Origin of the sequence: Pseudomonas sp. NFIX49 (genome assembly GCF_900115915.1) — a bacterium.
Lineage (GTDB): Bacteria > Pseudomonadota > Gammaproteobacteria > Pseudomonadales > Pseudomonadaceae > Aquipseudomonas > Aquipseudomonas pharyngis.
In genome coordinates this window covers 507,108-528,659 of the sequence record NZ_FOYE01000004.1, presented here as the reverse complement: position 1 = coordinate 528,659, position 21,552 = coordinate 507,108, and the positions used below count along the sequence as shown (strand labels likewise).

Sequence of the window (21,552 nt, the reverse complement as noted above, 5' to 3'; positions counted from 1 at the left end):
GGATGTTTCAGGTCGAAGAATGTCTGGAAACAACGCGGTCAGTCCCCTATCCCTCTGGGAGAGGGTTAGGGTGAGGGCCTGGATCCCAAGCCGGACACCTCTGCCAGTCACCACTCAAACCCGCTTTATTTTTTCTTCAGGCAATCACTCATGAAGGTCTTGCGCGCATCACCCGTCAGCGCCTTGGTCTTGGCATCGGCATTACAGGTTTTCATCTTTTCCTGCTGCGGGGTCAGAGCCTTGGCGTCGTTGGCCGCCGGGGCTGCCTTGAGGCAGGTGCTCATGAAGGCTTTGCGCTCGTCGCCCTTGAGGCTCTTGGCCGTGGCGTCGGCGTTGCAGGTGGTCATCTTGTTCTGTTGCGCCGTGGCGGCGAAACCCTGGGAGCACAGCAGCAGACCGATCATCAACAAAGGGACACGCAACATCTTCATGGAGTTTTCTCCTTGGCGCCGCCTCGATGGAGGTGGCCTCTGCTGGAGTGTAGTCAAAGCTTGTTACACCTTCCTAGCCTCAAGATGGCTGCGCCGATACTGCTCCGGGGTACATCCGGCCTGCCGGGCAAACATGGCGATGAAGGCCGAGCCGCTGCTGTAGCCGAGATCGAAAGCGATTTCCTGCACGCTGCGCGCAGACTCCAGCGCCTCGATGGCCGCGAGATAACGCAGCCGCTGACGCCATTCGCCGAAACTCATCCCCAGCTCCCGCACGAATTGCCGAGCCAGGGTGCGCTCACTGACATGCACCTGCGCCGCCCAGTGCGCCAGCGGCTGATTGTTGCCGGGCTCGGCCTGCAGGGTTTCGAGAATGGTCAGCAAACCGGGGCTGCTGGCGTAAGGCAAATAGCATTGGTGCACCGGCGCCTGGCGCAGTTGATCCACCAACACCTGGGCCAGGCGCTGGTCGGCTTCGAACGCGGGGATCTTCACATCACGGGCGGCGAAGTCCTTGAGGATCGCCTTGAGAATGTCGCTGATCGCCAGGGTGCAGGCCTGCGCCGGCAAATCGGAACAGACCTCCGGCGCCAGGCACACCGCCCGATAATTGACCGGCTGATGACTGTAGAAACTGTGCTCGACCTGCGGCGGCACCCACACCGCGTATTGCGGCGGCGACATGAAGCGGCTGCCATCGACATCCATATGCAGCACGCCGTGGGCCGCGTATTCCAACGTGCCCCACGGATGGCGATGCGGCGCGGCGTATTCGTGGGCATTGAAATCGGCATAGCGGAAATACACTGCCGACGGCAGTTCGCTGAAATCCAGCAGATCGATGTGTTTACTGTTCATGCTGTCCGGAATCAGGGGCGGGTTGTCCGGTTCGCAGTATAGGCCTGCATCCAGACAGGGGATAATCGCCGTTCATCAACGTACTGGTTTCTCCTCCCATGCAATACGCGTTTCCCCTGCTGGCGATTTTCATCTGGGCCGGCAACACCGTGATCAACAAGCTCGCGGTCGGTGCGATCTTTCCCGCCGAGATCGGCTTCTACCGCTGGCTGCTCGCCGGCCTGCTGTTCACGCCGTTCATGCTCAAAAAGGTGATCGCGCACTGGCCGCAGATCCGCCCGAACCTCGGCAAGATTTTCATCCTTGGCGTGCTGGGCATGGCGGTCTATCAGAGCCTGGCCTACTTTGCGGCGACCCTGACCAGCGCCACCAACATGGGCATCATCCTGTCGCTGATGCCGCTGATGTCGCTGGCCATGGCGATCATCAGCCTCGGCCAGCGCCTGACCGCCGGTGCGCTGGTCGGTGCCGTACTTTCATTCGCGGGTGTATTGGTGGTGGTGTCGTCCGGCAGCCTCGGCGCGTTGCTGCAACACGGGGTGAACCTGGGTGACGCGATGATGCTGGTCGCCACCCTCGCCTACGCGATCTATAGCACCCTGCTGAAAAAGTGGCAGCTGCGCCTGCCGCCGCTGGTGTTGCTGTATTTGCAGGTGCTGGTGGCGGTGGTGGTGCTGTTTCCGCTGTACGCCGTGTCGCCGAAAACCGGCCTGACCCTGCAGAACATTCCGCTGGTGCTGTATGCGTGCCTGCTGGCCTCGATGCTCGCGCCGCTGGCGTGGATGCAGGCCGTGCAGCGTCTGGGCCCGAGCCGGACCACGCTGTTCTTTAACCTGCTGCCGTTGATCACCGCGCTGATTGCTGCGGTGGTATTGAAGGAACAACTGGCGATGTATCACCTGGTCGGTGGTTTGCTGACACTGGGTGGGGTAATTCTTTCCGAGCGCTGGACCACCGTCCTCGGTCGCTCCCGCACTCCAAGCGCAGCCTAGACTCCTGCGGTTTTCAACCGTGCCGCATGCTCGACAAACAGCCGCACCGGATCCGCGCCTTTGCCGACCAGTCCCAGTGACTGGTTGACGATGTCGAAGTGATCCATCGGGTAGTCATCGCCGATGACCGTGCCCAGGTGCGAGCTGTAGCGGCCGACCATGCCGTCGCACTGCCCCGGCTCGCGCACGAAGGTTTTGGCGAACAACCGGCAACTGCGGTTGGTGCCATCGAACAGGTTGCCCCCACGGTCGGTCTTGCCCGGCTGCAAGGTGCCGGACCACGAGTAATAACGCACGCCGTTGACCTCTTCCGGTCCCTGCCCGCCCCATGTATCAGGCAGGCCCTGTGGATAACGCTGATTGAACAGCGCCACGCCTTCGGTGGTCAGCGAGTTGTGCGAGGCATGGATATCCACCGGCAGTTTCGGCCCGTGGTAGCCGGTTTCCAGCAGCGCCATCAGCCAGCCGACAAAACGTAACAGCGCTTCCAGAATGCGCCCTTTGGCGCTGTCCGCCGGATAATGTTTCGCCAGATAGTCGGCCAGTTCCGAACCGTGATTGGGGCCGGCCACCGACGTCACCGACGCCACCAGATCCGGACGCTTGGCCGCCGCGTAACGTGCCGTCAGCGAGCCCTGGCTGTGGCCGAACAGATTGACCTTGGCCGCGCCGGTCTCGCGCAGGATTTCATCGATGCGCGTCAGCAACTGCTCGCCGCGCACTTCGGTGGAATTGAGCGGCGACACCTGCACCGCAATCACCGTCGCCCCACCCCGGCGCAACGCTTTGATGATCCCGTACCAGTAGGGGTACAGCACCAGACGGATGAAACCGAGCATTCCCGGCACCAGCACCAGTGGGTAACGTGTGGCCGAATCTTGCGACATGGGCAAACATCCTTGTGGTCGGTGAGTGGATGCAGGGCGTGCAAAACGCCCGCCAAGCATCCTCCTCGATGATGACAACTCCACGACCAGCCTACTTCAGCCCCACCACCCCCGCCACAATCAGCCCCACCGACAGTAACTTCACCAGCGTCAAGCTCTCGCCCAGCAGGGCGAAACCGAGAAACACCGTGCCGAGCGAGCCGATGGCGGTCCAGATCGGGTAGGCGATGCTCACCGGCAACTCGCGCATCGCCAGGGTCAGGAAATAGATCCCGACCACCGCCGCAACCACAGTGATCAGCGACGGCCAGAGCCGGGTGAAGCCCTCGGCGTACTTCATGCCCATGGCAAAGGTGACCTCAAACCCGGCCGCAATCAGCAGAAACAGCCAGGCCACCTAGAACTCCCGGGCCAGCTCGAGCAGGCGCTGCTCGGCCTCGGCCACCGACACCGCGAAGGTGCGCTCGGCGGATTCCTCGCCCTCGGCGGCGACCACCGTGACATCGTTGATGCCGATGAAGCCCAGCGCGGTGCGCAGCCATGGATCGGCGTGGTTCAGCGCCTCCAGCTCGCCACCCGGGCCGAATCCGAAACCGCCGCGACTGGTGACGATCAGCGCCTTCTTGCCCTGCAACAACGGCGTGTACTGGGCGATGCCGTTGTCGAGGGTGTGATCAAACGTCAGGCCCAACCGGACGATCTGATCGACCCAGGCCTTGAGGCCGCTGGGCACGTTGAAGTTGTACATCGGCGTGGAAATCAGCAGCAGGTCGTGATCGAACAGCTCGCCCACCAGTTGATCGCTGAGCGCCAGATCGGCTTGCATCGTCAGCGGTCGAGCCTCGGGCTCCGGGTAAAACGCCGCCGCGACAAACGCCTCATTAACCGCCGGAATCACCGCCCGCCCGACTTCACGGCGGGTGACCTGAGCCTGTGGATGGCGGACTTGCCAGGCGCTGAGAAAGCTTTCTGCCAGGCGCCGCGAATGAGAACGTTCACCGCGTGGGCTGGCATGGATTGCAAGAATCTTGCTCATCTGAATCTCCTTGAGGTCTAGACTTGAGTGACTGTGTGGCGCCAGATTGCAGGCATCACATCACCGCCTCAAATGAGCAAAAATCAGTCGGGATGAATTGATCTCATCCGTGGAGTTTTCATGTTCGCAGCCTTGCCCCTGACCGCCCTGCGCGCGTTCGAATCCGCCTCACGTCTGTTGAGTTTCAAGGCGGCCGCCGAAGAACTGGCGGTGACGCCCACGGCGATTTCCCATCAGATCCGCTCGCTGGAGGACTGGCTCGGCGTGGCGCTGTTCGAACGCCTGCCGCGTCAGGTGCGCCTGACCGAGGGCGGCGAGCGGCTGTTTCGCAGCCTGCACGGCGCGTTTCTGGAAGTGGCGCAAAGCGTCGACACCCTGCGCCCGCAACGCAGCGGCAGCAGCCTGACGCTGTCGACCACCGCCGCGTTTGCTGCGCTGTGGCTGGTGCCGCGACTGGGGCGGTTTTACGCCAGGCACCCGAACATCAATGTGCGCCTGGATACGCATTGCGAAGTGATCGATCTGCATCAGGACGCCAGTGTCGACCTGGTATTGCGCTACAGCCTCGACGATTACCCGAACCTCTACGGGTTGTGCCTGTTCGATGAATCGTTCGGCGTGTACGGCTCGCCGGAACAGGTGGCGCTGGCCGCCCGTCGCACCCCGGCGCTGATCAGCGTGCATTGGCACAATTCGAAGCTCTACGCTCACGGCTGGGAGGCCTGGTGCGCGCAGTCGGGCGAAAACTGGTTGAATCAGCACCCGGCCGTCCGCGAATACGACGAAGAGCATTACGCCCTGCAAGCGGCCATTGCCGGACAGGGGCTGGTGCTGGCGAGCAACATCCTGGTGTCGCAGAGCGTCGCCAGTGGTCTGCTGGTGCCGTACAAGGGTGAAGTGCAGGTCGACGGCGCCGGTTACAGCGCACTTTGCGTACCGGGCCGTGAACGGCATCCACCGGTGAAGGCGTTTTTTGCCTGGCTGCGCGAGGAAGCATTGCTTTCGGGACATGCCCCGCGCTGAATCCGACAAAACTTTTTGCCGCGTTCATCACTCACAACCTGGTAACGATCACGTCAGCAGAACGTGACGCCAATCGGATTAGCCTCCAGGAGACTGAAATGAGTGATCTGCATTTGTCTGATGTTCAAACCCTGCGCGAGCGCGCACGCCAGCACGTGGAAAATGGCGCGGTGACCGAAAGCTACAGCGCCAACCGTGAAGAAGTGCTGCGCCTGCTCAACGAGTCGCTGGCCACTGAACTGGTCTGCGTCTTGCGCTACAAGCGCCACTACTTCATGGCCAACGGCCTGAAAGCCAACGTCGCCGCCAACGAGTTCCTGGAACATGCCACCCAGGAAGCCGAACACGCCGACCGTCTCGCCGAACGCATCGTGCAACTGGGCGGCGAGCCCGAGTTCAACCCGGACTTGCTGTCGAAGATGTCCCACGCGCAATACGTGGCCGGCAACACCTTGAAGGAAATGGTCTACGAGGACCTGGTGGCCGAGCGGATCGCCATCGACAGCTACCGCGAGATCATCCAGTACATCGGTGAAAAGGACCCGACCACCCGCCGGATCTTCGAAGACATCCTGGCTCAGGAAGAAGAGCATGCCGATGACATGGCCGATATCCTGAAAGACCTCTAATCCCCGCTACCCCCGCTGACCGATCGTTCCCACGCTCTGCGTGGGAATGCATCCCGGGACGCTCCGCGTCCCAAGAGCGTCCATGGCGGCGTTCCCACGCAGACGGTTCGACGTGGGAACGATCGGGTTGCTGCGATTACTTGGTGGGTTTGACGGTCACCGGTGCCTTGCCCGCCTTCATCTGCTCCAGCAACGGCGCGCACTGGTTCGGCTCGCCGCCGCTCGGCGCCACCAGCGCCAGCAGCCCCGCCGCCGGCGCGGCGATCACGCCCAACGCCACCATCCCCGCCCCGCGCAACATCAACGGCACCGCTTTGACCCCGGCATCCGGCTTGATGAACTTGCCACGCACGTACAACGGCGAACGCAGGGAAATCAAACGCCAGCCCTTGGATTCCGGCGTCACCGTCAGGTCCAGTTGCTCGGTGGCCATGTTCGCCGTGCCATCGATGTAGATGATTGCGTTCTCGGTATCGAACACAAACAGCCGCGTGCTCGCCAGGCCAGTCTTGATGTCGAAGTCCGCCGCCGCGCAGTTGATCTTCACTTCCTTGTCGCCAAAGATCTTGCCGACCACGTAGTTGCCGACGTTGAGGCCTGCCAGCTCCATCAACTCGCGACTGATCGCGCCGTCGTTGATCAGCATCTTCAGGTTGCCGTTGGCACCGCCCAACAGCTTCGCCACCGAGTTGCCGCGACCGGCAATGTCGGCATCGCCGTTGAGTTCACCGAAACTGGTCTTCATCGGTTCGAAGGTCGGGAACAGCTGTTTGAGCTTGAACTTGCGCGCGGTCAATTTGGCCCGGCCTTCCAGTGGCTCGGTACGACCGTTGAGACGAATCTGCGCGTCGAGATTGCCGCCGGCCACGCCGAAGCGCAGTGGCTCCAGACTCAGTTCGCCGTCGTTGAGTTTGAGGTGGGTATAGAGGTCGGTGAACGGCAGTTCTTCGCTGTGGACGATGCGTTTGCCGGTGAATTCGACGTCGGCGTCCATGTCGCGCCAGCGCTCGGTCTTGAATTCTTCCACCGGCAACACCTTGTCCGCCGGCTGTTTGCTCTCGCCGCCACGGGCCTTCTGCTTGGCATTGGAGTCGGCACCGATCAGCGGCGCGAGGTCAGCGAACAGCAATTGATTGGACAGCAGCGCGCCACTCAGCTTCGGCCGTGGCTGGCTGGCGACGTAAGCCAGATCGCCATGGATGTCGCTGCTACCGATCTTGCCGTTGAACTGTTCGTAGCGGAACTGCGCGCCGCCCGGCTCATGCAGCTTGGCGATCAAGTGGCCGTCGGTGGCATAAGGCGGGGTGTCCGGCAGGGTCACGCCGGTCAGCGGATACAGATTGCCGAGGCTGGCGCCCGCCAGTTTCAGGCGCAGGTCGAGGGCGCCGAGATTCAGCGGATCGGTCAGGGTGCCGGCGAGTTCGACGCTGGTATCGCCGATCTTCACCTGGGCCTGCAACGGGAACGGTTTGCTCGCGTCCTGCAGCGCCAGCAGACCGCCGATCTTGCCCTGGCCGGCAAGTTTCTGGCCGTGGTACTGGCCGGTGACTTTCAGGCCGAAGGCGTAATCCTGCGGTGCCCCGCCCTTGTCCTGTGCGGTTTTCGCGGCTTTGTCACCGACGATATCGCTGAACGGAATCGGCTTGCCCAGCGGATCGATCAGCAAGTCGAGGTTGGTCCTGAGGGTCTGGTCATCCAGGGTGACGTGGCCCTTGTCGAAACCGATGGCGCCGATGTCGACCACCCAGTTCGAGGGCTCGGCATTCGGATCCTTGGGATCGAACTTGAAGGTCCAGTTGGCGCGGCCGTCAGCCAGACGCTGCAATTGTGCGTTCGGCTCAGTCAGGTCGATCCGCGGGATCGTCACCCGTTGCGCCAGCAAGGCCAGCGGTGAAATGCGCAGCTCGACCCGTTTGAGGGTGACCATCTGCGGCTGCTTCGACCAGTCCGGATTGCCCAGCGTCAGGTCTTCGGCCACTACATGCGGCCACGGCACCCAGGCGCGCCAGCCGCCCTCGTCGATTTCGCGCCGCCAGACCACCGACAGGTTGCCGTTGATGGCGAACGGTCGGTGCAATTCTTCCGAGACTTTGGCATTGAGCGGCGGCTTGATCCGGTTCCAGTCGAAAAACACGATGACCAACACCAGCACCGCCAGAAGCAGCACAAGGGTGGCGAAGGTCCAGGCGAAGATTTTACGGGTGCGCGTCATGCACAAAGCTCCTGAAGACGACTGCATCCATTGGCACGACGCAGCTGAAACGGCAGGCCATGATGGCCCTCATGAAATCTGTGACTGACAAACAGCCCGCAGGTTTAATCCAAAGCCCCAGCGAGGGGAAAAAACGGTCGCCATTCTGACCGATCGGTCGAATTGGCGTTACCGCCCCCGCACATTTGCGGGGCGCAAGTGGGTGGAAAATACCCACCGCAGTGCAAAACCGCCCGCCTGAAACGCCCGAGCTAGAGCCTCCCAATGGAACAATCAATTCTGTTGATTATTACCATTGTGTTTATGAACTTTTATATCGACTTATCGAGAGTAGCATTAGCTTCGTACCCACTTTATCGCCCTCCCAAGGAGCAACCCATCATGAAACGCCAACTTCTGTTCAGTCTTACCCTCTCGATGCTGGCCAGCACCGCTTTCGCTCTGCCAGCTGCCGATCAAGCGACTCCGCAAGTCAAAACCAGCCACTCGGTGTTCAGCCAGACCGTTGCTGCTGATGGCTCGGACCGCACTCCACAAGGCCAGACCCTGGCTGAAAACGGTCGTAACCGTCTGGAAGAAAAAGGCCTGGTTCAAGATGGCTATGACAAAACCCCACAAGGTCAAACCGTAGCTGAAGGCGGCCGCGATCGTCTGGAAGAGAAAGGTCTGGTTCAAGACGGTTCGGATCGCACTCCACAAGGTCAAACCCTGGCATCTGACGGCGGCGACCGTACCCCACAAGGTCAGACTCTGGCTTCTGACGGCGGCGACCGCACTCCCCAAGGCCAGACCCTGGCATCGGACGGTGGTGACCGCACTCCACAAGGTCAAACTCTGGCCGAAGGTGGTGGTGACCGTGTGATCGAACGCAACAGCGCTTTGAGCTAAGCCCATGGCGGCCTGGAAAAAAAGCCCAATCCCCGGATTGGGCTTTTGACTTTTCAGCAGCCTGTATAAAGAAGTCGCGATTTCCCGCTTTCATCCCCCCTGCCGTTCGACGCCGACAAAGCCGATTTGCTAGAGTGCGGCGCTTGTCTTGCCTAAGAACACTCCCTTGCGATGCTGCCCCGCGCCGAACAGAAACAACAGACCCGCAACGCCCTGATGGACGCTGCCCGCCACCTGATGGAAAGCGGCCGAGGATTCGGCAGCCTGAGCCTGCGTGAAGTGACGAAAACCGCCGGCATCGTGCCCACCGGTTTCTACCGGCATTTCGCCGACATGGACGAACTCGGCCTGGTGCTGGTCAGTGAAGTCGGCCAGACCTTCCGCGAAACCATCCGCCTGGTACGCCACAACGAATTTGTCATGGGCGGCATCATCGATGCGTCGGTGCGAATCTTTCTCGATGTGGTCAGCGCCAACCGTTCGCAATTTCTGTTTCTGGCCCGCGAGCAGTACGGCGGATCGTTGCCGGTGCGTCAGGCCATCGGCCGCTTGCGTGAAGACATCAGCTCCGACCTGGCGGCGGACCTGGCCCTGATGCCCAAGCTTCAGCATCTGAATCACGATGGCCTGAGCGTGATGGCCGACCTGATCGTCAAATCGGTGTTCGCCACCCTGCCGGACATCATCGACCCGCCGGCCGAAGCCCTGCCGGAGCATCTGACGCCCCAGGCGAAGATCACCCAGCAGTTGCGCTTTATCTTCATCGGGCTGAAGCACTGGCAAGGGCTCGGCAGTACCGAGTGAGAAAGCAAAAAATCGCAGCCTTGAGCTGCGATTTTTTTGCGCCGCAAATTGGTGCATGTAAAAAACTTCATGCACCAAAACATCTCACAATCCTGCAACATCTTGAAACATCCACTAGGCTCCGACAGGGTTTTCCTACATCTCGTCCGATTGGCAAGCCCCTTGCTCTAGCCTGAGCATTGTCCATTGCTGGAAGCTTTCCGATGCTGGTGATTCATCGCAGAATCGACCCTCAACCCGTCTGGGCCGCCGAGTTGCACCTGACCTTCGAAGCCAGGAGCAAAAGCCGCCTGCGCTGTTTCAGTGCCGAAGGCGAAGACGTCGGACTGTTTCTGGAGCGCGGTCAGCCGCCGCTGTATGACGGCGAGTGCCTGCAAGCCGAAGATGGCCGGATCGTCCGGGTCTGCGCCCGCCCCGAACAATTGCTGCACGTCACCTGCGCCAATGCTTTCGAACTGACCCGCGCCGCCTATCACCTGGGCAACCGCCATGTTGCGCTGCAAGTCGGTGACGGCTGGCTGCGGCTGCTTGACGATTACGTGCTCAAGGCGATGCTCGAACAGCTCGGCGCCGCCGTGGAATCGATCGAGGCCCCGTTCCAGCCGGAACACGGCGCCTACGGCGGCGGCCATCACCATTCGCGGCACGGTGACGAAGACTTCAACTACGCGCCGAAACTCCATCAGTTCGGCGTCCGTCTGTGAACCCGGCCTGGGCGCTGCTGCGCCTGGCCAGTCCGCAATTGCCGATTGGCGGCTACAGCTATTCCCAGGGCCTGGAAATGGCTGTGGATAACGGCCGCGTCGACAGCCCGGACAGCGCCCGCCGCTGGATCAGCGATCAATTGCTGCTCAACCTCGCGCGGTTCGAGGCGCCCATGTTGCTCGCCCATTGCCAGGCCGCGGCGGACGAACACTGGAATGAATTGCGCAAGCTCTGCGAAAGCCATCGCGCCAGCCGCGAAACCCGCGAACTGCATCTGGAGAGCCGGCAGATGGGCTACTCGTTGCAGCAATTGCTCAACGGCTTGCCCGAACTCGATCAGCCCGCGCGGGACTTTCTCGAACATTGCGCCGAGCCGCACCTGGCCCTGTGCTGGGCCTTGGCGGCTCGCGCCTGGCAGATCAGCCCGCAGGACGCCCTCGCCGCGTGGCTGTGGAGCTGGCTGGAAAACCAGCTCGCGGTGCTGATGAAAACCTTGCCGCTGGGCCAGCAAGCCGCCCAGCGCCTGACCAGCGAACTGCTGCCGCTGCTGCAACAGGCGCAGCAGGACGCCACCCGAATCAATCCCGAACACCTCGGCAGCGCCGCGTTCGGTCTGTCCCTGGCGTGCATGGCCCATGAGCGCCAGTACAGCCGCCTGTTCCGTTCCTAGGGCCTTTTATCTGGAGAATCACATGAACACACAACCCCTGCGCGTCGGCATCGGCGGCCCGGTCGGTTCCGGCAAGACCGCGTTGACCCTGGCCCTGTGCCTGGCCCTGCGCGAGCGCTACAACCTGGCTGTAGTCACGAACGACATCTATACCCGCGAAGACGCCGACTTTCTGGTGCGCAACGAAGCGCTGGCGCCGGAACGCATCATCGGCGTGGAAACCGGTGGCTGCCCGCACACCGCCATTCGTGAGGACGCCTCGATCAACCTCGAAGCGGTGGATCAACTGAACCGCCGCTTTCCCGGGCTGGACCTGATTCTGGTGGAGTCCGGCGGCGACAACCTGTCCGCGACCTTCAGCCCGGAACTGTCCGACCTGACCATCTACGTGATCGACGTGTCGGCCGGCGACAAACTGCCGCGCAAGGGCGGGCCCGGCATTTGCAAATCCGACCTGCTGGTGATCAACAAGATCGACCTTGCGCCGCTGGTCGGCGCCTCGCTGGAGATGATGAACAGCGACACCCAACGCATGCGCAACGGCAAGCCGTTCGTGTTCAGCAACCAGAAAACCGGTCAGGGCCTGGAAGACATCATCGCCTTCATCGAACGCCAGGGCCTGCTGACCGCAGCCTGATTCACTGATCAACAAGGAAGCTTATCCATGACACTCAAACGCATTCTCGGCGCTGTCGCGCTGCTGCTGACTCCGGCCCTGGCCTTCGCCCACCCTGGCCACGGCGACTCTGGCCTGGTGGCCGGCATCAGCCACCCGATCGGCGGTCTCGACCATTTGCTGGCAATGCTGGCCGTCGGCCTGTGGGCCGCGCAGCAGCAAGGCGCCGCACGCTGGGCGCTGCCATGCACCTTTGTCGGCACCATGCTGATCGGTGGCCTGCTCGGCTTTGAAGGGCTGGAATTGCCGGCGCTGGAAAGCGGGATTGCCGCCTCGGTGCTGGCGCTGGGTCTGGCGGTGGCGCTGGCGGTGCGCCCGCCACTGGTGATGGCGGTGGCGGCGACGGCGCTGTTTGCGCTGTTCCACGGCGTGGCTCACGGCCTCGAGTTGCCGGACATGTCGAGCCCTTGGGCGTATGCCGCAGGGTTCGTGGTCGCGACGGCTGCGCTGCATGCGGCGGGTTATGCGGTCGTGCGTTTTCTGCCTCAGGCGGCCGCGCCGCTGGTTCGACTGGCCGGAGCCGCTTCGGCGGTGACGGGCGCGTGGTTGCTGGCCGGCTGAACTGCACCTCTGATCGTTCCCGCGCATGGCGCGGGAACGATCGATCGCCACTCTCTGCTACCATGTCGCGCAATCGCCCCTGCCGTGACGACGTCCGCCCATGCCCCACGCTTCCCGCTCCACCTCCCTGCCTGAACTGACCGCCCTGTTCGGCGAAGTGCAACAGCACTTTCTGAACGTGATCGTGCCCCTCTGGCAAGGACCGGGCTGGAACGCCGACATGGCGTTGCCTTACGAGGCGCTGGACGGCGCACATCAGCCGCTGCCACCGCAGCGCTATCGGGCCATGGCCTGCGCACGGCAGCTGTACCTGTTTTCCAGCCTGATCGGGGTTGTGGATAACGCCGAAATCCGCGCGGCTGCACTGTTCCGTTCCCTGCAACGGCACTTCCACGATGCCGAGCACGGCGGCTGGTTCTACAGCATCGATCCGCAGGGCAAACCGCTGGATCAGCGCAAGGACCTCTACACCCACGCCTTTATCCTGTTTGCCTGCGCCCACTACTGGGAAAAATCCCGCGAGCCCTTGGTGGAATCGACGCTCAACGCCGCGCTGGAAGTGATCGGCCGGCGCTTCGCAACGGGTGACGGCCTCTACGAAGCCTGCCTTGATCGCGACTGGATCACGCTGGAAACCGGCCCGCTGCAAAACCCGCTGATGCACTTGGCCGAGGCCTTCCTGGCCACGCTGGCCGTGCGCGAAGATCCCCAGACCCAGCAGGCGCTGAGCGAGTTATGCACAGCCATGCACAAGCGCTTCATCGAACCGCAACAGGGCGTGCTGATGGAAAAACCGCTGGGTGCTGTGGATAACTGGTTTGAGCCGGGGCATCAGTTCGAATGGTATTTCCTGCTCGAATCCTCACCGCTGCTGCGCGGGTCGAAGCTGCACGCGGCACTGGATCGTGCGTTTGCCTTCACCGAACAACAGGGCGTCGAGGCCGACACCGGTGCGGTGCTGGCCATGCTTGATCCGCAAGGACACGGGAAGGATTCGACCCAGCGCATCTGGGCCCAGGCCGAGTACCTGCGCGCCCTGACCTTGCGTCCGGGCAGTGAAAGCGCGGTGCTGCGCCAGTTGCAGGCGCTGCAACAGCGCTTCCTGCACGCCGGCGGCTGGCACGAATGCCGTGACGATCAGGGCGAGGTCAGCCGCAAGGACATGCCGTCGACCACGCCGTATCACCTGGCGACCTGCTATCGCGGCATTGCCGTCTATCTGAGCTGACAGCTGTGGCGAGGGAGCAGGCTCCCTCGCCGCAAACATCAGGCAATCCACTTCCGGTCGCCAGTGAAGCTGATGGTCAGCCAGCGCGCCGCATCCGGTTTGCCCAGCTTCGCGGAAATCTCCTCACGTAGCACGTCCAGCTGACCGACGCTCTGCAGCCGGTAGTCTGCTGGCAACACCACATGAATCTCGATAAACCGCGCCCGCCCGTGCTTCTGCACGTAGGACACGTAGTCGTCGAAACCATGCTCGGCCTTGGCCGCGTCCATCACCTGACGCACCTGATCGTCCAGCGTGTCCGGCGCAATGCCGAGCACGTCCCGCAGCGCCGGGCCGAGGATCTTGAAGGCCGGCGGCAGCATGGTCAGGGCCAGCACGATGAGAATCAGCGGGTCGACGAACTTCGCCCACTCGCCATAACCCTGGGACTGGAGCAACAGCGCCGCAAGGAAACTGATCAACAGGCCCACCGACAGCATCGCGTCCACCAGCCAGCTGATGTTGTCGAACTGGATCAGGCTCGACTTGAGCGTGCGATTGCGGTGCCGGACGTAGAAGAAGTAGGCGAACTCGACAACGGTGAACACCGCCGCGTAGATGATCACCAGCCCCAGTTCGATCTCACGACCGCCATTGATGATGCCGAACACACCGTTGAGAAACGCGTAGATCGCGATCAGCAACAGGAAACTGCCCTCGATCAGCAGCACCATCGGCTCCAGGTGCCAGAAGCCGAACTGGAAGCGCTGGTTGCTTTGCTTGGCGATCAGCTTCGCGGTGATCAGCATCAGGACTTTGATGAAGGTGGCAATCAGCGAAAAAAAGCCATCGAACAGGATGGACTGGGAACCCGAAACAAAACCGGTGACGATCCCGGCGATCGACACGGCCAACATTAGAAGGGTGGATTGTTTGAGCAGCGACTGCTCACCTCGGTTACTCACTTTGACTCCTCGAAAAACCTTGAAAAACGCTGGGTGCGGTGGGGTTGTTGAGGAGTGAGTCTAACTTACTGCCATAATTTGGCCGATTTGCCCTCTTCGCCAGCAGACTGGCGAAGGGGGGCAAAACCCTATCAAGCCTTGTTACGCTCGATGGCAAAACCCGCCCAGGTCTGGCTCACCGGCATCAGCTCAAGGCTGTTGATGTTGATGTGCGCCGGCGCATTCAGCACCCAGAAGATGGTCTCGGCGATGTCCTGCGGCTGGATCGGCTCGGCACCGGCGTAGGTGGCGTCGTAACGCGCCTGATCGCCGGCGAAACGCACCAGCGAGAACTCGCTCTCGCACAGGCCCGGCTCGATGTTGCTGACGCGCACACCGGTGCCCTGCAGGTCGCAGCGCAGGTTCAGCGAGAACTGTTTGACGAAGGCCTTGGTCGCGCCATAAACGTGGCTGCCCGGGTACGGATAGTTACCGGCGATGGAGCCGAGGTTGATGATGCCGGCGCCACGACCGTGGGCGATCAGCCGAGGCAGCAACAGGCGAGTGCTGTACATCAGGCCTTTGACGTTGGTGTCGACCATGGTGTCCCAGTCGTCGAGGTCGCACTTCGGCGCAGGGTCCACGCCCAGCGCCAGCCCGGCGTTGTTGATCAGGCCACGCAGTTTGGCGAACGATGGCGGCAGGTTGGCAATCGCCTCCTCCATCGCCTTGCGATCACGCACGTCCAGCACCAGGCCATGCACTTCGGTTTGCTTCGACAGTTCGGCGCACAGCGCGTTGAGGCGTTCTTCACGACGACCGGTCAGCACCAGTTTCCAGCCGGCCTCGGCAAAACGACGGGCACAGGCTTCACCAAAACCGGAGGTCGCGCCGGTGATAAACAGGGTGTTGGACATCGTGTTCTCCTTGCTTCGGCCGCCGGGGCAGCCATTGGAATAGAAAATCAGCGGGCAGCATGCCCGGCCCTGCTTTAACCGGCAACCACCGAATCCTGCTCATTAATTGATCAATGGCCGCTACGCCATATGCGCCGTGGCCTGGAGCCATGTGCACGCACGTTATCCACAAGCCCTTCCACAGTTTCCGGGGGCAAGTGGAAAAGCGCAAAGCCGCGCCACACAAGGCTTTGCGAGCGATTCAGAAAGTTTTTTGCTTGACCCTGAACAACCAGTTGTGCCGGGCAGGGCATTTTGCACGACCGGCCGGTCATGCCCATGATTGCGCGAGGCCAGCAATTACGGCCCTCAGCCGAGTCTTTCCAGAGTTTAATCACAGACTTATCCACAGGATTAACCACAACGATCTGCACCTTTTTGTACCCCTATAAAAAGGTTGACAAACAGGCCTTCCCCTCAGCAAAAACATACTGATCAAAAAACAATCACACCTCTGCAAGCCACGGTTTAAAAGGCTTTCAGCGAGCTACACCCACGTTATTCACAGCCAGCTCCACAGCAAACGGGGACAAGTCAAAACTGTGGAAAAACAGCCATTTGCAGCGTCTATATGTCGCGCTTTGGCAGGTTGGCGATTTTGTTTTCCACAATTTCCCGAACGTGTCTGTCTTCGGTGAACAGTCGGGCGCAAAAAAGCCCCGACACTCACGCATCGGGGCTTGTGGACAACTTCAAACGATCAGTGACCGCCGAGGTAAGCGTTACGCACCTCCTCGTTCACCAGCAGTTCCTGGCCGGTTCCCGTCAGGCGGATCTCGCCATTGACCATCACGTATGCCCGGTCGGACAGCTTCAACGCATGGTTGGCGTTCTGTTCGACGAGGAAAATGGTCATGCCGGTCTTCGCCAGTTCCCGCAGGGTGGCGAAGATCTGTTTGACCACGATCGGCGCCAGCCCCAGGCTCGGCTCATCCAGCAGCAACAGCTTGGGCCGGCTCATCAACGCCCGGGCGATGGCGAGCATCTGCTGCTCGCCGCCGGACATGGTCATGGCCCGCTGATTACGGCGCTCCTCGAGCCGCGGGAACAGCTCGAACATGCGCTGCATGTCTTCCTTGGCGAACTTGTCGCCGATCGGAATGGTGCCCATCAGCAGGTTTTCCTCGACGGTCATGTCGGGGAACACCCGCCGCCCTTCCGGCGATTGCGCGATGCCGTTGGAGGCGATGTAGTGCGATGACTTGTGGGTAATGTCCACGCCCTGATACAGGATCTGCCCGCCCGCCGCCCGAGGCTGGCCGAAGATCGACATCAGCAGCGTGGATTTGCCGGCACCGTTGGAGCCGATCAGGCTGACGGTTTCCCCTTCGTTGATCTGCAGCGAAACGCCTTTGAGGGCCTGGATCGGGCCGTAGAACACGTCCAGATCCTTGAGTTCGAGGATGGGTTGCGTCATACGACTTCCTCTTCATCGGCGCCCAGGTAAGCGGCGATCACTTTCGGATCGTTACGAATGGCATCCGGTCCGCCCTCGGCGATGACGATGCCGTGGTCCAGCACCACGATGTGATCGGAAATGCTCATTACCATGCCCATGTCGTGTTCGATCAGCACCACGGTCAGATCGTGCTCGTCGCGCAGCAGCCGGATCATCGCGCTCAGCGCTTCGGTTTCCTGAGGGTTGAGGCCGGCGGCCGGTTCGTCGAGGCAGATGATCTGCGGCCGCGTGCACATGGCCCGGGCGATCTCCAGACGCCGTTGCTGGCCGTAGGAAAGCTCACCGGCCAGACGGTTGGCGCAGTCCACCAGATCCACCACTTCCAGCCAGTAGAACGCGCAGTCCAGCGCATCACTTTCGGCCTTGCGATAGCCCTTGGTGTTGAGGATGCCGGCCAGCATGTTGCGGTTGACCCACATGTGCTGGGCCACCAGCAGGTTCTCCAGCACCGACATTTCCTTGAACAGGCGAATGTTCTGGAACGTCCGGGCCAGGCCCGCGCGGTTCACCAGGTGGGTGCCGCCGAACATCTTGTAATACAGACGGCTGGCAAAGTTTTTCGGCGAGACGAAGTCGGTCGGTTTGAACGACTCGCCCAGCAGCTGGATGACGTTGGTCTGCCGGCCGCGCACGTTGAGTTCGATCTTGCCGCCGGAGGCCTTGTAGAACCCGGTCAGGCAGTTGAACACCGTGGTCTTGCCGGCGCCGTTGGGGCCGATCAGGGCGAAGATCGAGTTGCGTTTGACCTTCAGGCTGACATCGCTCAAGGCCTTGATGCCACCGAAATGCATCATCAGTTTTTCAACAGAGAGTACGACTTCACTCATGGCGCAGTCCTCTCATAGTGAATGGCACCTTTGCGTGGAGTGACCCCGGTACGGCTGATGCGGATCAGCCCGCGAGGTCGCCAGATCATCATCAACACCATCAGGATCCCGAACAGCAGCACGCGGTATTCGGCGAAGCCGCGCAGCAGTTCCGGAGCAACCGTCAGCACGAACGCTGCAATCACCACACCGATGGTCGAGCCCATGCCACCGAGCACAACGATGGCGAGGATCAGCGCCGATTCGAAGAAGGTGAACGAGGTCGGGTTGACGAAACCTTGATAGGTGGCGAAGAACACACCCGCCAGACCTGCCGTCGACGCACCGATGGTGAACGCCGAGAGCTTGACCAGCACGTGGTTGAGGCCCATCGAGCGGCAGGCGATCTCGTCTTCACGCAGGGCTTCCCAGGCGCGGCCGACCGGCATCTTCACCAGGCGATGCTTGATGTACAGCACGGCCAGTACCACCAGGAACAGCACCGCATAGATGAAGTAGTACTTCACGTCCGGGTTGTAGGCGATGCCGAAGAACTCGTGGAACGGCACCCCGCCATCCTTCGCCCGCTTGCCGAACTCCAGACCGAAGAAGGTCGGCAGTGGCGCCGGCATACCGTTCGGGCCGCCGGTCAGGGACAGCCAGTTGTTGAGCACCAGACGAATGATTTCACCGAAGCCCAGGGTCACGATCGCCAGGTAGTCGCCGTGCAGACGCAGCACCGGGAAACCGAGGATGCAACCGGCAAGGCCAGCAGTGATCGCCGCCAGTGGCAGCACGGTCCAGAAGCCCAGGCCGAGGTACTGATACCCGAGCGCCAGACCATAGGCGCCGATGGCGTAGAACGCCACGTAACCCAGGTCGAGCAGGCCGGCCAGGCCTACCACGATGTTCAGTCCCAGCCCCAGCAGCACGTAGATCAAACCAAGGATGACCACGCCCAGCAGGTAGGAGTTGGAGAAGAACGGCAACGCCACGGCGATGGCGATCATCAGCGGGATGATCCAGCGCAGGCGCGATTTGTAGTCCGGGGCCAGCACATGTACGCCGGAACCGGTGCTCTCGAATCCGTCGAGAATGCGCAGGCCTTTCGGGGTTTGCAGGAACAGACTGAGGGCAAAGCGGCCGGCCATGACGATGGCAATGATCCATGCCACGCGGGTCGGTTCGAGGTTGAAGCTGTAGCCGTCGAGTACGACGCCGACGATCGGCCCGAACACAATCAGGGCGATCAGACCGGCGAGAATCGCCTCAACCAGGCTTTTTTTGACATCAATGGATTTTGTAGTGGTTGAAGACATCGCTTACACCTTCGACACAAGAGGACGGCCCAGCAGGCCCTGAGGCCGGAAGACCAGAACAAGTACGAGCAGCGAGAAGCTGAACACGTCTTTGTAGTCGGAGTTGACCAGGCCCGAGAACAGCGACTCGGAGATCCCGAGGATGATCCCGCCGAGCATGGCGCCAGGCAGCGAACCGATCCCGCCCAGTACTGCCGCGGTAAATGCCTTGATGCCGATGATGAAGCCGGCATAGAAGTCGAAGGTGCCGTAGTTCATGGTGATCAGCACGCCGGCCAACGCCGCCATGGCCGCACCGATGATGAACACGTAAGAAATCACCCGGTCGGTGTTGATGCCGAGGATCGAAGCCATCTTGCGGTCCTGCTGGGTCGCACGGCACATGCGCCCGAGCTTGGTGTACTTGATGACGTAGGTCAGCAGGCCCATGCCGACGAATGCGGCCACCAGGATGAAGACTTTGGTGTAGGTCAGTTGCACGAAGCCGGTACCGACTTCGACACGCCATGCACCGGTCAGCAGGGTGGGAACGCCCTGTTGTTTGGCGCCTTGGGCGATCTGTGCGTAGTTCTGCAGAATCAGAGAGATGCCGATGGCGCTGATCAACGGTGCCAGTCGGGTGGAGTTGCGCAGGGGTTTGTAAGCGACTCGCTCGATGACCCAGCCATACACCGCCGTGATCACGATGGTGAATACCAGGGTGCCGAGCATCAGCAGCGGGAAGGATTCAATACCGAAGTAAGCCAGCAGAGCCAGACTGATTGCCGCCAGGTAAGCAGAAATCATGTAAACCTCGCCGTGGGCGAAGTTGATCATGCCGATGATGCCGTAGACCATTGTGTAGCCGATGGCGATCAGGCCATAGACCGACCCGAGGGTCAGGCCGTTGACCAGTTGCTGCAGGAAAATACCATCCATAACGCAATCTCACGCAGTGAGAACCTGCACACCCTGAGGCGCGCGGTTCTTCTAGGAAAAATACAGATTTACGTCGGAGCAATGTCAGACAGGAAACCGCAGCCCCCTTGTGGGAGCTGGCTTGCCAGCGATAGCGGTAGAACATTCAACAAAGTTGTCGACTGTCAGGCCGTCATCGCGGGCAAGCCCGCTCCCACAGGGAATGTGGCTTCCGGTTGATCAGGTGCCGTTATTTCTGTTTTTCCAGCTGGTGATATTTGCCGTCCTTGTCCCACTGGTAGACCACGTAGTCGGAGACCTTCAGGTCGCCTTTGGAGTCCCAGGTCTTCTCGCCCATGACGGTCTTGACCGGGTTTTTCTTCAGCCAGGCAGCGGCCTCCTCGCCCTTGTTCGACTTGGCGCCGTTGAAGGCGGCGGCCAGGGCCTGAACCGATGCATAGGCGTACAGGGTGTAGCCTTCAGGCTCGGTGCCAGCCTTGCGGAATGCATCTACCACGGTCTTGCTGTCTGGCAGCAGGCGTGGGTCGGCACCGAAGGTCATCAGCACGCCGTCGACGAATTGCGGGCCACCGGCAGTGGTCACCAGTTCGTCGGTCACGATGCCGTCATCTGACATGAACTTGACGTCTTTCAGGCCTTGTTCACGCAGTTGGCGAACCAGCGGGCCGGCTTCCGGGTGCAAGCCACCGAAGTAGACGACATCGGCGCCGGCGCCACGGATCTTGGTGACGATGGTGCTGAAGTCTTTCTCGCCACGGGTCAGGCCTTCGTACAACACTGGCTTCACGCCGCGTTTTTCCAGCTGAGCCTTGGTCGCGTCGGCCAGGCCCTGACCGTAGGTGTCCTTGTCGTGCAGCACGACGACTTTCTTGCCCTTGAGCACGTCGACGATGTAGTCGCCGGCGACGATGCCTTGCTGGTCGTCACGGCCGCACATACGGAACATGGCGCTCAGGCCGCGCTCGGTCACTTGCGGGTTGGTGGAGCCCGGCGTGATGGCGATGATGCCGGCTTCGTCGTAGATCTCGGACGCAGGAATGGTCGAGGACGAGCAGAAGTGGCCGACCACACCGGCGACTTTCTGGTTGGTGAGATCCTTGGCGACCGTCACCGCCTGTTTCGGCTCGCAAGCGTCATCGCCCTTGACCAGGACGATCTTCTCCCCGTTGACGCCGCCCGCCGCGTTGACCGCGTCGGCCGCCGCTTGTGCCCCTTTCATGTATTGCTCGCCAAATGCCGCGTTGGCGCCCGTCATCGGACCCGCCACACCGATTTTCACATCAGCTTGTGCAAACGCAGAAACACCCAGCGCAGTAGCCACTGCGAGGGCCAGAAAGCCTTTCTTGTAAAACGTCTGGGACATGAGGTGGTGCTCCAAGGTTTTTTTTAGTTGGCACTGCGACTTCACTTGAATGCTCAGAGCAAGGGCCGTGCCATCGGTTTTTTATTCTTCAAAAAGTCGCTGCTTTCTTGTTATTTCGACTGTTTCGTTCCCATTTTCATTGGGCGTGCAACCGTCTAAACCGCGGAAGGTGAAACCATTTGTTTTTTCAGGCGCAACCCGCACGCGC

The 21,552-nt window shown here is 61.3% G+C and carries 23 protein-coding genes; 10 read left to right on the top strand and 13 right to left on the bottom strand.

What is annotated here, in order from left to right:
- Nucleotides 1-125: 125 nt before the first annotated feature.
- A complete protein-coding gene (locus BMZ46_RS14280) occupies nucleotides 126-431 on the bottom strand; it encodes a PsiF family protein (protein ID WP_064379136.1) in 306 nt (101 codons plus the stop codon).
- A gap of 63 nt (nucleotides 432-494) precedes the next feature.
- Nucleotides 495-1,289, bottom strand: a complete 795-nt coding sequence (locus BMZ46_RS14275) for an AraC family transcriptional regulator (protein WP_074689660.1) — start codon at nucleotides 1,287-1,289, stop codon at nucleotides 495-497.
- A gap of 98 nt (nucleotides 1,290-1,387) precedes the next feature.
- On the opposite strand from BMZ46_RS14275, the gene BMZ46_RS14270 reads away from it, so the two are divergent.
- Entirely contained in the window at nucleotides 1,388-2,281 is an 894-nt protein-coding gene (locus BMZ46_RS14270; RefSeq protein ID WP_074689659.1) for a DMT family transporter, read from the top strand.
- Here BMZ46_RS14270 and BMZ46_RS14265 read toward each other — a convergent pair.
- From BMZ46_RS14265 to BMZ46_RS14255, 3 genes are all read right to left on the bottom strand, one after another.
- Entirely contained in the window at nucleotides 2,278-3,168 is an 891-nt protein-coding gene (locus tag BMZ46_RS14265) for an esterase/lipase family protein (RefSeq protein ID WP_074689658.1), read from the bottom strand. The genes BMZ46_RS14270 and BMZ46_RS14265 overlap by 4 nt on opposite strands.
- A 91-nt stretch (nucleotides 3,169-3,259) precedes the next feature.
- On the bottom strand, nucleotides 3,260-3,565 hold the full coding sequence (locus BMZ46_RS14260; protein ID WP_074689657.1) for a DMT family transporter: 306 nt from the start codon (nucleotides 3,563-3,565) through the stop codon (nucleotides 3,260-3,262).
- Nucleotides 3,566-4,204 carry an FMN-dependent NADH-azoreductase gene (locus BMZ46_RS14255; RefSeq protein ID WP_074689656.1) on the bottom strand — a complete coding sequence of 213 codons (639 nt, stop codon included), beginning with the start codon at nucleotides 4,202-4,204 and terminating at the stop codon, nucleotides 3,566-3,568. It abuts the gene before it with no gap.
- A 120-nt stretch (nucleotides 4,205-4,324) separates the two neighbouring features.
- On the opposite strand from BMZ46_RS14255, the gene BMZ46_RS14250 reads away from it, so the two are divergent.
- Nucleotides 4,325-5,227 (top strand): LysR substrate-binding domain-containing protein, encoded by a 903-nt coding sequence (locus BMZ46_RS14250; protein WP_074689655.1) that lies wholly within the window; start codon nucleotides 4,325-4,327, stop codon nucleotides 5,225-5,227.
- Nucleotides 5,228-5,325: 98 nt separating this feature from the next.
- A complete protein-coding gene (locus tag BMZ46_RS14245; protein WP_039766721.1) occupies nucleotides 5,326-5,856 on the top strand; it encodes a ferritin-like domain-containing protein in 531 nt (176 codons plus the stop codon).
- Between the two features lie 136 nt (nucleotides 5,857-5,992).
- On the opposite strand, the gene BMZ46_RS14240 is transcribed toward BMZ46_RS14245, so the two are convergent.
- Nucleotides 5,993-8,068, bottom strand: a complete 2,076-nt coding sequence (locus BMZ46_RS14240) for an AsmA family protein (RefSeq protein ID WP_074689654.1) — start codon at nucleotides 8,066-8,068, stop codon at nucleotides 5,993-5,995.
- A gap of 381 nt (nucleotides 8,069-8,449) precedes the next feature.
- Between BMZ46_RS14240 and BMZ46_RS14235 the strand changes: the two genes are divergently transcribed.
- The 7 genes from BMZ46_RS14235 (at nucleotide 8,450) to BMZ46_RS14205 (ending at nucleotide 13,600) form a co-directional block, all read left to right on the top strand.
- Nucleotides 8,450-8,956, top strand: coding sequence for a hypothetical protein (locus BMZ46_RS14235; RefSeq protein ID WP_039766719.1), 507 nt, complete (start codon nucleotides 8,450-8,452; stop codon nucleotides 8,954-8,956).
- A 171-nt stretch (nucleotides 8,957-9,127) separates the two neighbouring features.
- Nucleotides 9,128-9,760, top strand: a complete 633-nt coding sequence (locus BMZ46_RS14230) for a TetR family transcriptional regulator (RefSeq protein ID WP_074689653.1) — start codon at nucleotides 9,128-9,130, stop codon at nucleotides 9,758-9,760.
- A 203-nt stretch (nucleotides 9,761-9,963) separates the two neighbouring features.
- A complete protein-coding gene (gene ureE / locus BMZ46_RS14225; protein WP_007950631.1) occupies nucleotides 9,964-10,464 on the top strand; it encodes an urease accessory protein UreE in 501 nt (166 codons plus the stop codon).
- Nucleotides 10,461-11,135 (top strand): urease accessory protein UreF, encoded by a 675-nt coding sequence (locus BMZ46_RS14220; protein WP_074689652.1) that lies wholly within the window; start codon nucleotides 10,461-10,463, stop codon nucleotides 11,133-11,135. The genes ureE and BMZ46_RS14220 overlap by 4 nt, the downstream gene beginning before the upstream one ends.
- A 22-nt stretch (nucleotides 11,136-11,157) precedes the next feature.
- Complete coding sequence (gene ureG, locus BMZ46_RS14215; protein ID WP_007950645.1) at nucleotides 11,158-11,772, top strand: urease accessory protein UreG; 615 nt, start codon at nucleotides 11,158-11,160, stop codon at nucleotides 11,770-11,772.
- Nucleotides 11,773-11,799: 27 nt separating this feature from the next.
- Nucleotides 11,800-12,372: a HupE/UreJ family protein gene (locus BMZ46_RS14210; RefSeq protein WP_074689651.1), complete on the top strand. Its 573-nt coding sequence runs from the start codon at nucleotides 11,800-11,802 to the stop codon at nucleotides 12,370-12,372.
- Nucleotides 12,373-12,472: 100 nt separating this feature from the next.
- The gene (locus BMZ46_RS14205) at nucleotides 12,473-13,600 is read left to right on the top strand and encodes an AGE family epimerase/isomerase (protein WP_074689650.1); all 1,128 of its coding nucleotides are present in this window, start codon (nucleotides 12,473-12,475) and stop codon (nucleotides 13,598-13,600) included.
- Between the two features lie 38 nt (nucleotides 13,601-13,638).
- On the opposite strand, the gene BMZ46_RS14200 is transcribed toward BMZ46_RS14205, so the two are convergent.
- The 7 genes from BMZ46_RS14200 to BMZ46_RS14165 all read right to left on the bottom strand — a co-directional run bounded on the left by BMZ46_RS14200 (nucleotide 13,639) and on the right by BMZ46_RS14165 (nucleotide 21,344).
- Nucleotides 13,639-14,544, bottom strand: coding sequence for a cation diffusion facilitator family transporter (locus tag BMZ46_RS14200; protein ID WP_039766710.1), 906 nt, complete (start codon nucleotides 14,542-14,544; stop codon nucleotides 13,639-13,641).
- Nucleotides 14,545-14,675: 131 nt separating this feature from the next.
- Nucleotides 14,676-15,440 carry an SDR family oxidoreductase gene (locus BMZ46_RS14195; protein ID WP_011332209.1) on the bottom strand — a complete coding sequence of 255 codons (765 nt, stop codon included), beginning with the start codon at nucleotides 15,438-15,440 and terminating at the stop codon, nucleotides 14,676-14,678.
- 739 nt (nucleotides 15,441-16,179) lie between these two features.
- Nucleotides 16,180-16,896 carry an ABC transporter ATP-binding protein gene (locus BMZ46_RS14185; protein WP_074689649.1) on the bottom strand — a complete coding sequence of 239 codons (717 nt, stop codon included), beginning with the start codon at nucleotides 16,894-16,896 and terminating at the stop codon, nucleotides 16,180-16,182.
- Nucleotides 16,893-17,765 carry an ATP-binding cassette domain-containing protein gene (locus tag BMZ46_RS14180; RefSeq protein ID WP_064593137.1) on the bottom strand — a complete coding sequence of 291 codons (873 nt, stop codon included), beginning with the start codon at nucleotides 17,763-17,765 and terminating at the stop codon, nucleotides 16,893-16,895. Before BMZ46_RS14180 ends, BMZ46_RS14185 begins: the two co-directional genes overlap by 4 nt.
- On the bottom strand, nucleotides 17,762-19,063 hold the full coding sequence (gene livM, locus BMZ46_RS14175; protein ID WP_039766706.1) for a high-affinity branched-chain amino acid ABC transporter permease LivM: 1,302 nt from the start codon (nucleotides 19,061-19,063) through the stop codon (nucleotides 17,762-17,764). The genes BMZ46_RS14180 and livM overlap by 4 nt, the downstream gene beginning before the upstream one ends.
- A gap of 3 nt (nucleotides 19,064-19,066) precedes the next feature.
- Nucleotides 19,067-19,981: an ABC transporter permease subunit gene (locus tag BMZ46_RS14170; RefSeq protein WP_039766704.1), complete on the bottom strand. Its 915-nt coding sequence runs from the start codon at nucleotides 19,979-19,981 to the stop codon at nucleotides 19,067-19,069.
- A gap of 229 nt (nucleotides 19,982-20,210) precedes the next feature.
- On the bottom strand, nucleotides 20,211-21,344 hold the full coding sequence (locus tag BMZ46_RS14165) for an ABC transporter substrate-binding protein (protein ID WP_011332206.1): 1,134 nt from the start codon (nucleotides 21,342-21,344) through the stop codon (nucleotides 20,211-20,213).
- Between the last annotated feature and the right edge of the window lie 208 nt (nucleotides 21,345-21,552).

Bases quoted from the DNA above. Each gene is read 5' to 3' on its own strand.
- BMZ46_RS14280 (WP_064379136.1), bottom strand. From the start codon at position 431: ATGAAGATGTTGCGTGTCCCTTTGTTGATGATCGGTCTGCTGCTGTGC.
- BMZ46_RS14275 (WP_074689660.1), bottom strand. From the start codon at position 1,289: ATGAACAGTAAACACATCGATCTGCTGGATTTCAGCGAACTGCCGTCG.
- BMZ46_RS14270 (WP_074689659.1), top strand. From the start codon at position 1,388: ATGCAATACGCGTTTCCCCTGCTGGCGATTTTCATCTGGGCCGGCAAC.
- BMZ46_RS14265 (WP_074689658.1), bottom strand. From the start codon at position 3,168: ATGTCGCAAGATTCGGCCACACGTTACCCACTGGTGCTGGTGCCGGGA.
- BMZ46_RS14255 (WP_074689656.1), bottom strand. From the start codon at position 4,204: ATGAGCAAGATTCTTGCAATCCATGCCAGCCCACGCGGTGAACGTTCT.
- BMZ46_RS14250 (WP_074689655.1), top strand. From the start codon at position 4,325: ATGTTCGCAGCCTTGCCCCTGACCGCCCTGCGCGCGTTCGAATCCGCC.
- BMZ46_RS14245 (WP_039766721.1), top strand. From the start codon at position 5,326: ATGAGTGATCTGCATTTGTCTGATGTTCAAACCCTGCGCGAGCGCGCA.
- BMZ46_RS14240 (WP_074689654.1), bottom strand. From the start codon at position 8,068: ATGACGCGCACCCGTAAAATCTTCGCCTGGACCTTCGCCACCCTTGTG.
- BMZ46_RS14235 (WP_039766719.1), top strand. From the start codon at position 8,450: ATGAAACGCCAACTTCTGTTCAGTCTTACCCTCTCGATGCTGGCCAGC.
- BMZ46_RS14230 (WP_074689653.1), top strand. From the start codon at position 9,128: ATGCTGCCCCGCGCCGAACAGAAACAACAGACCCGCAACGCCCTGATG.
- ureE (WP_007950631.1), top strand. From the start codon at position 9,964: ATGCTGGTGATTCATCGCAGAATCGACCCTCAACCCGTCTGGGCCGCC.
- ureG (WP_007950645.1), top strand. From the start codon at position 11,158: ATGAACACACAACCCCTGCGCGTCGGCATCGGCGGCCCGGTCGGTTCC.
- BMZ46_RS14210 (WP_074689651.1), top strand. From the start codon at position 11,800: ATGACACTCAAACGCATTCTCGGCGCTGTCGCGCTGCTGCTGACTCCG.
- BMZ46_RS14205 (WP_074689650.1), top strand. From the start codon at position 12,473: ATGCCCCACGCTTCCCGCTCCACCTCCCTGCCTGAACTGACCGCCCTG.
- BMZ46_RS14195 (WP_011332209.1), bottom strand. From the start codon at position 15,440: ATGTCCAACACCCTGTTTATCACCGGCGCGACCTCCGGTTTTGGTGAA.
- BMZ46_RS14185 (WP_074689649.1), bottom strand. From the start codon at position 16,896: ATGACGCAACCCATCCTCGAACTCAAGGATCTGGACGTGTTCTACGGC.
- BMZ46_RS14180 (WP_064593137.1), bottom strand. From the start codon at position 17,765: ATGAGTGAAGTCGTACTCTCTGTTGAAAAACTGATGATGCATTTCGGT.
- livM (WP_039766706.1), bottom strand. From the start codon at position 19,063: ATGTCTTCAACCACTACAAAATCCATTGATGTCAAAAAAAGCCTGGTT.
- BMZ46_RS14170 (WP_039766704.1), bottom strand. From the start codon at position 19,981: ATGGATGGTATTTTCCTGCAGCAACTGGTCAACGGCCTGACCCTCGGG.
- BMZ46_RS14165 (WP_011332206.1), bottom strand. From the start codon at position 21,344: ATGTCCCAGACGTTTTACAAGAAAGGCTTTCTGGCCCTCGCAGTGGCT.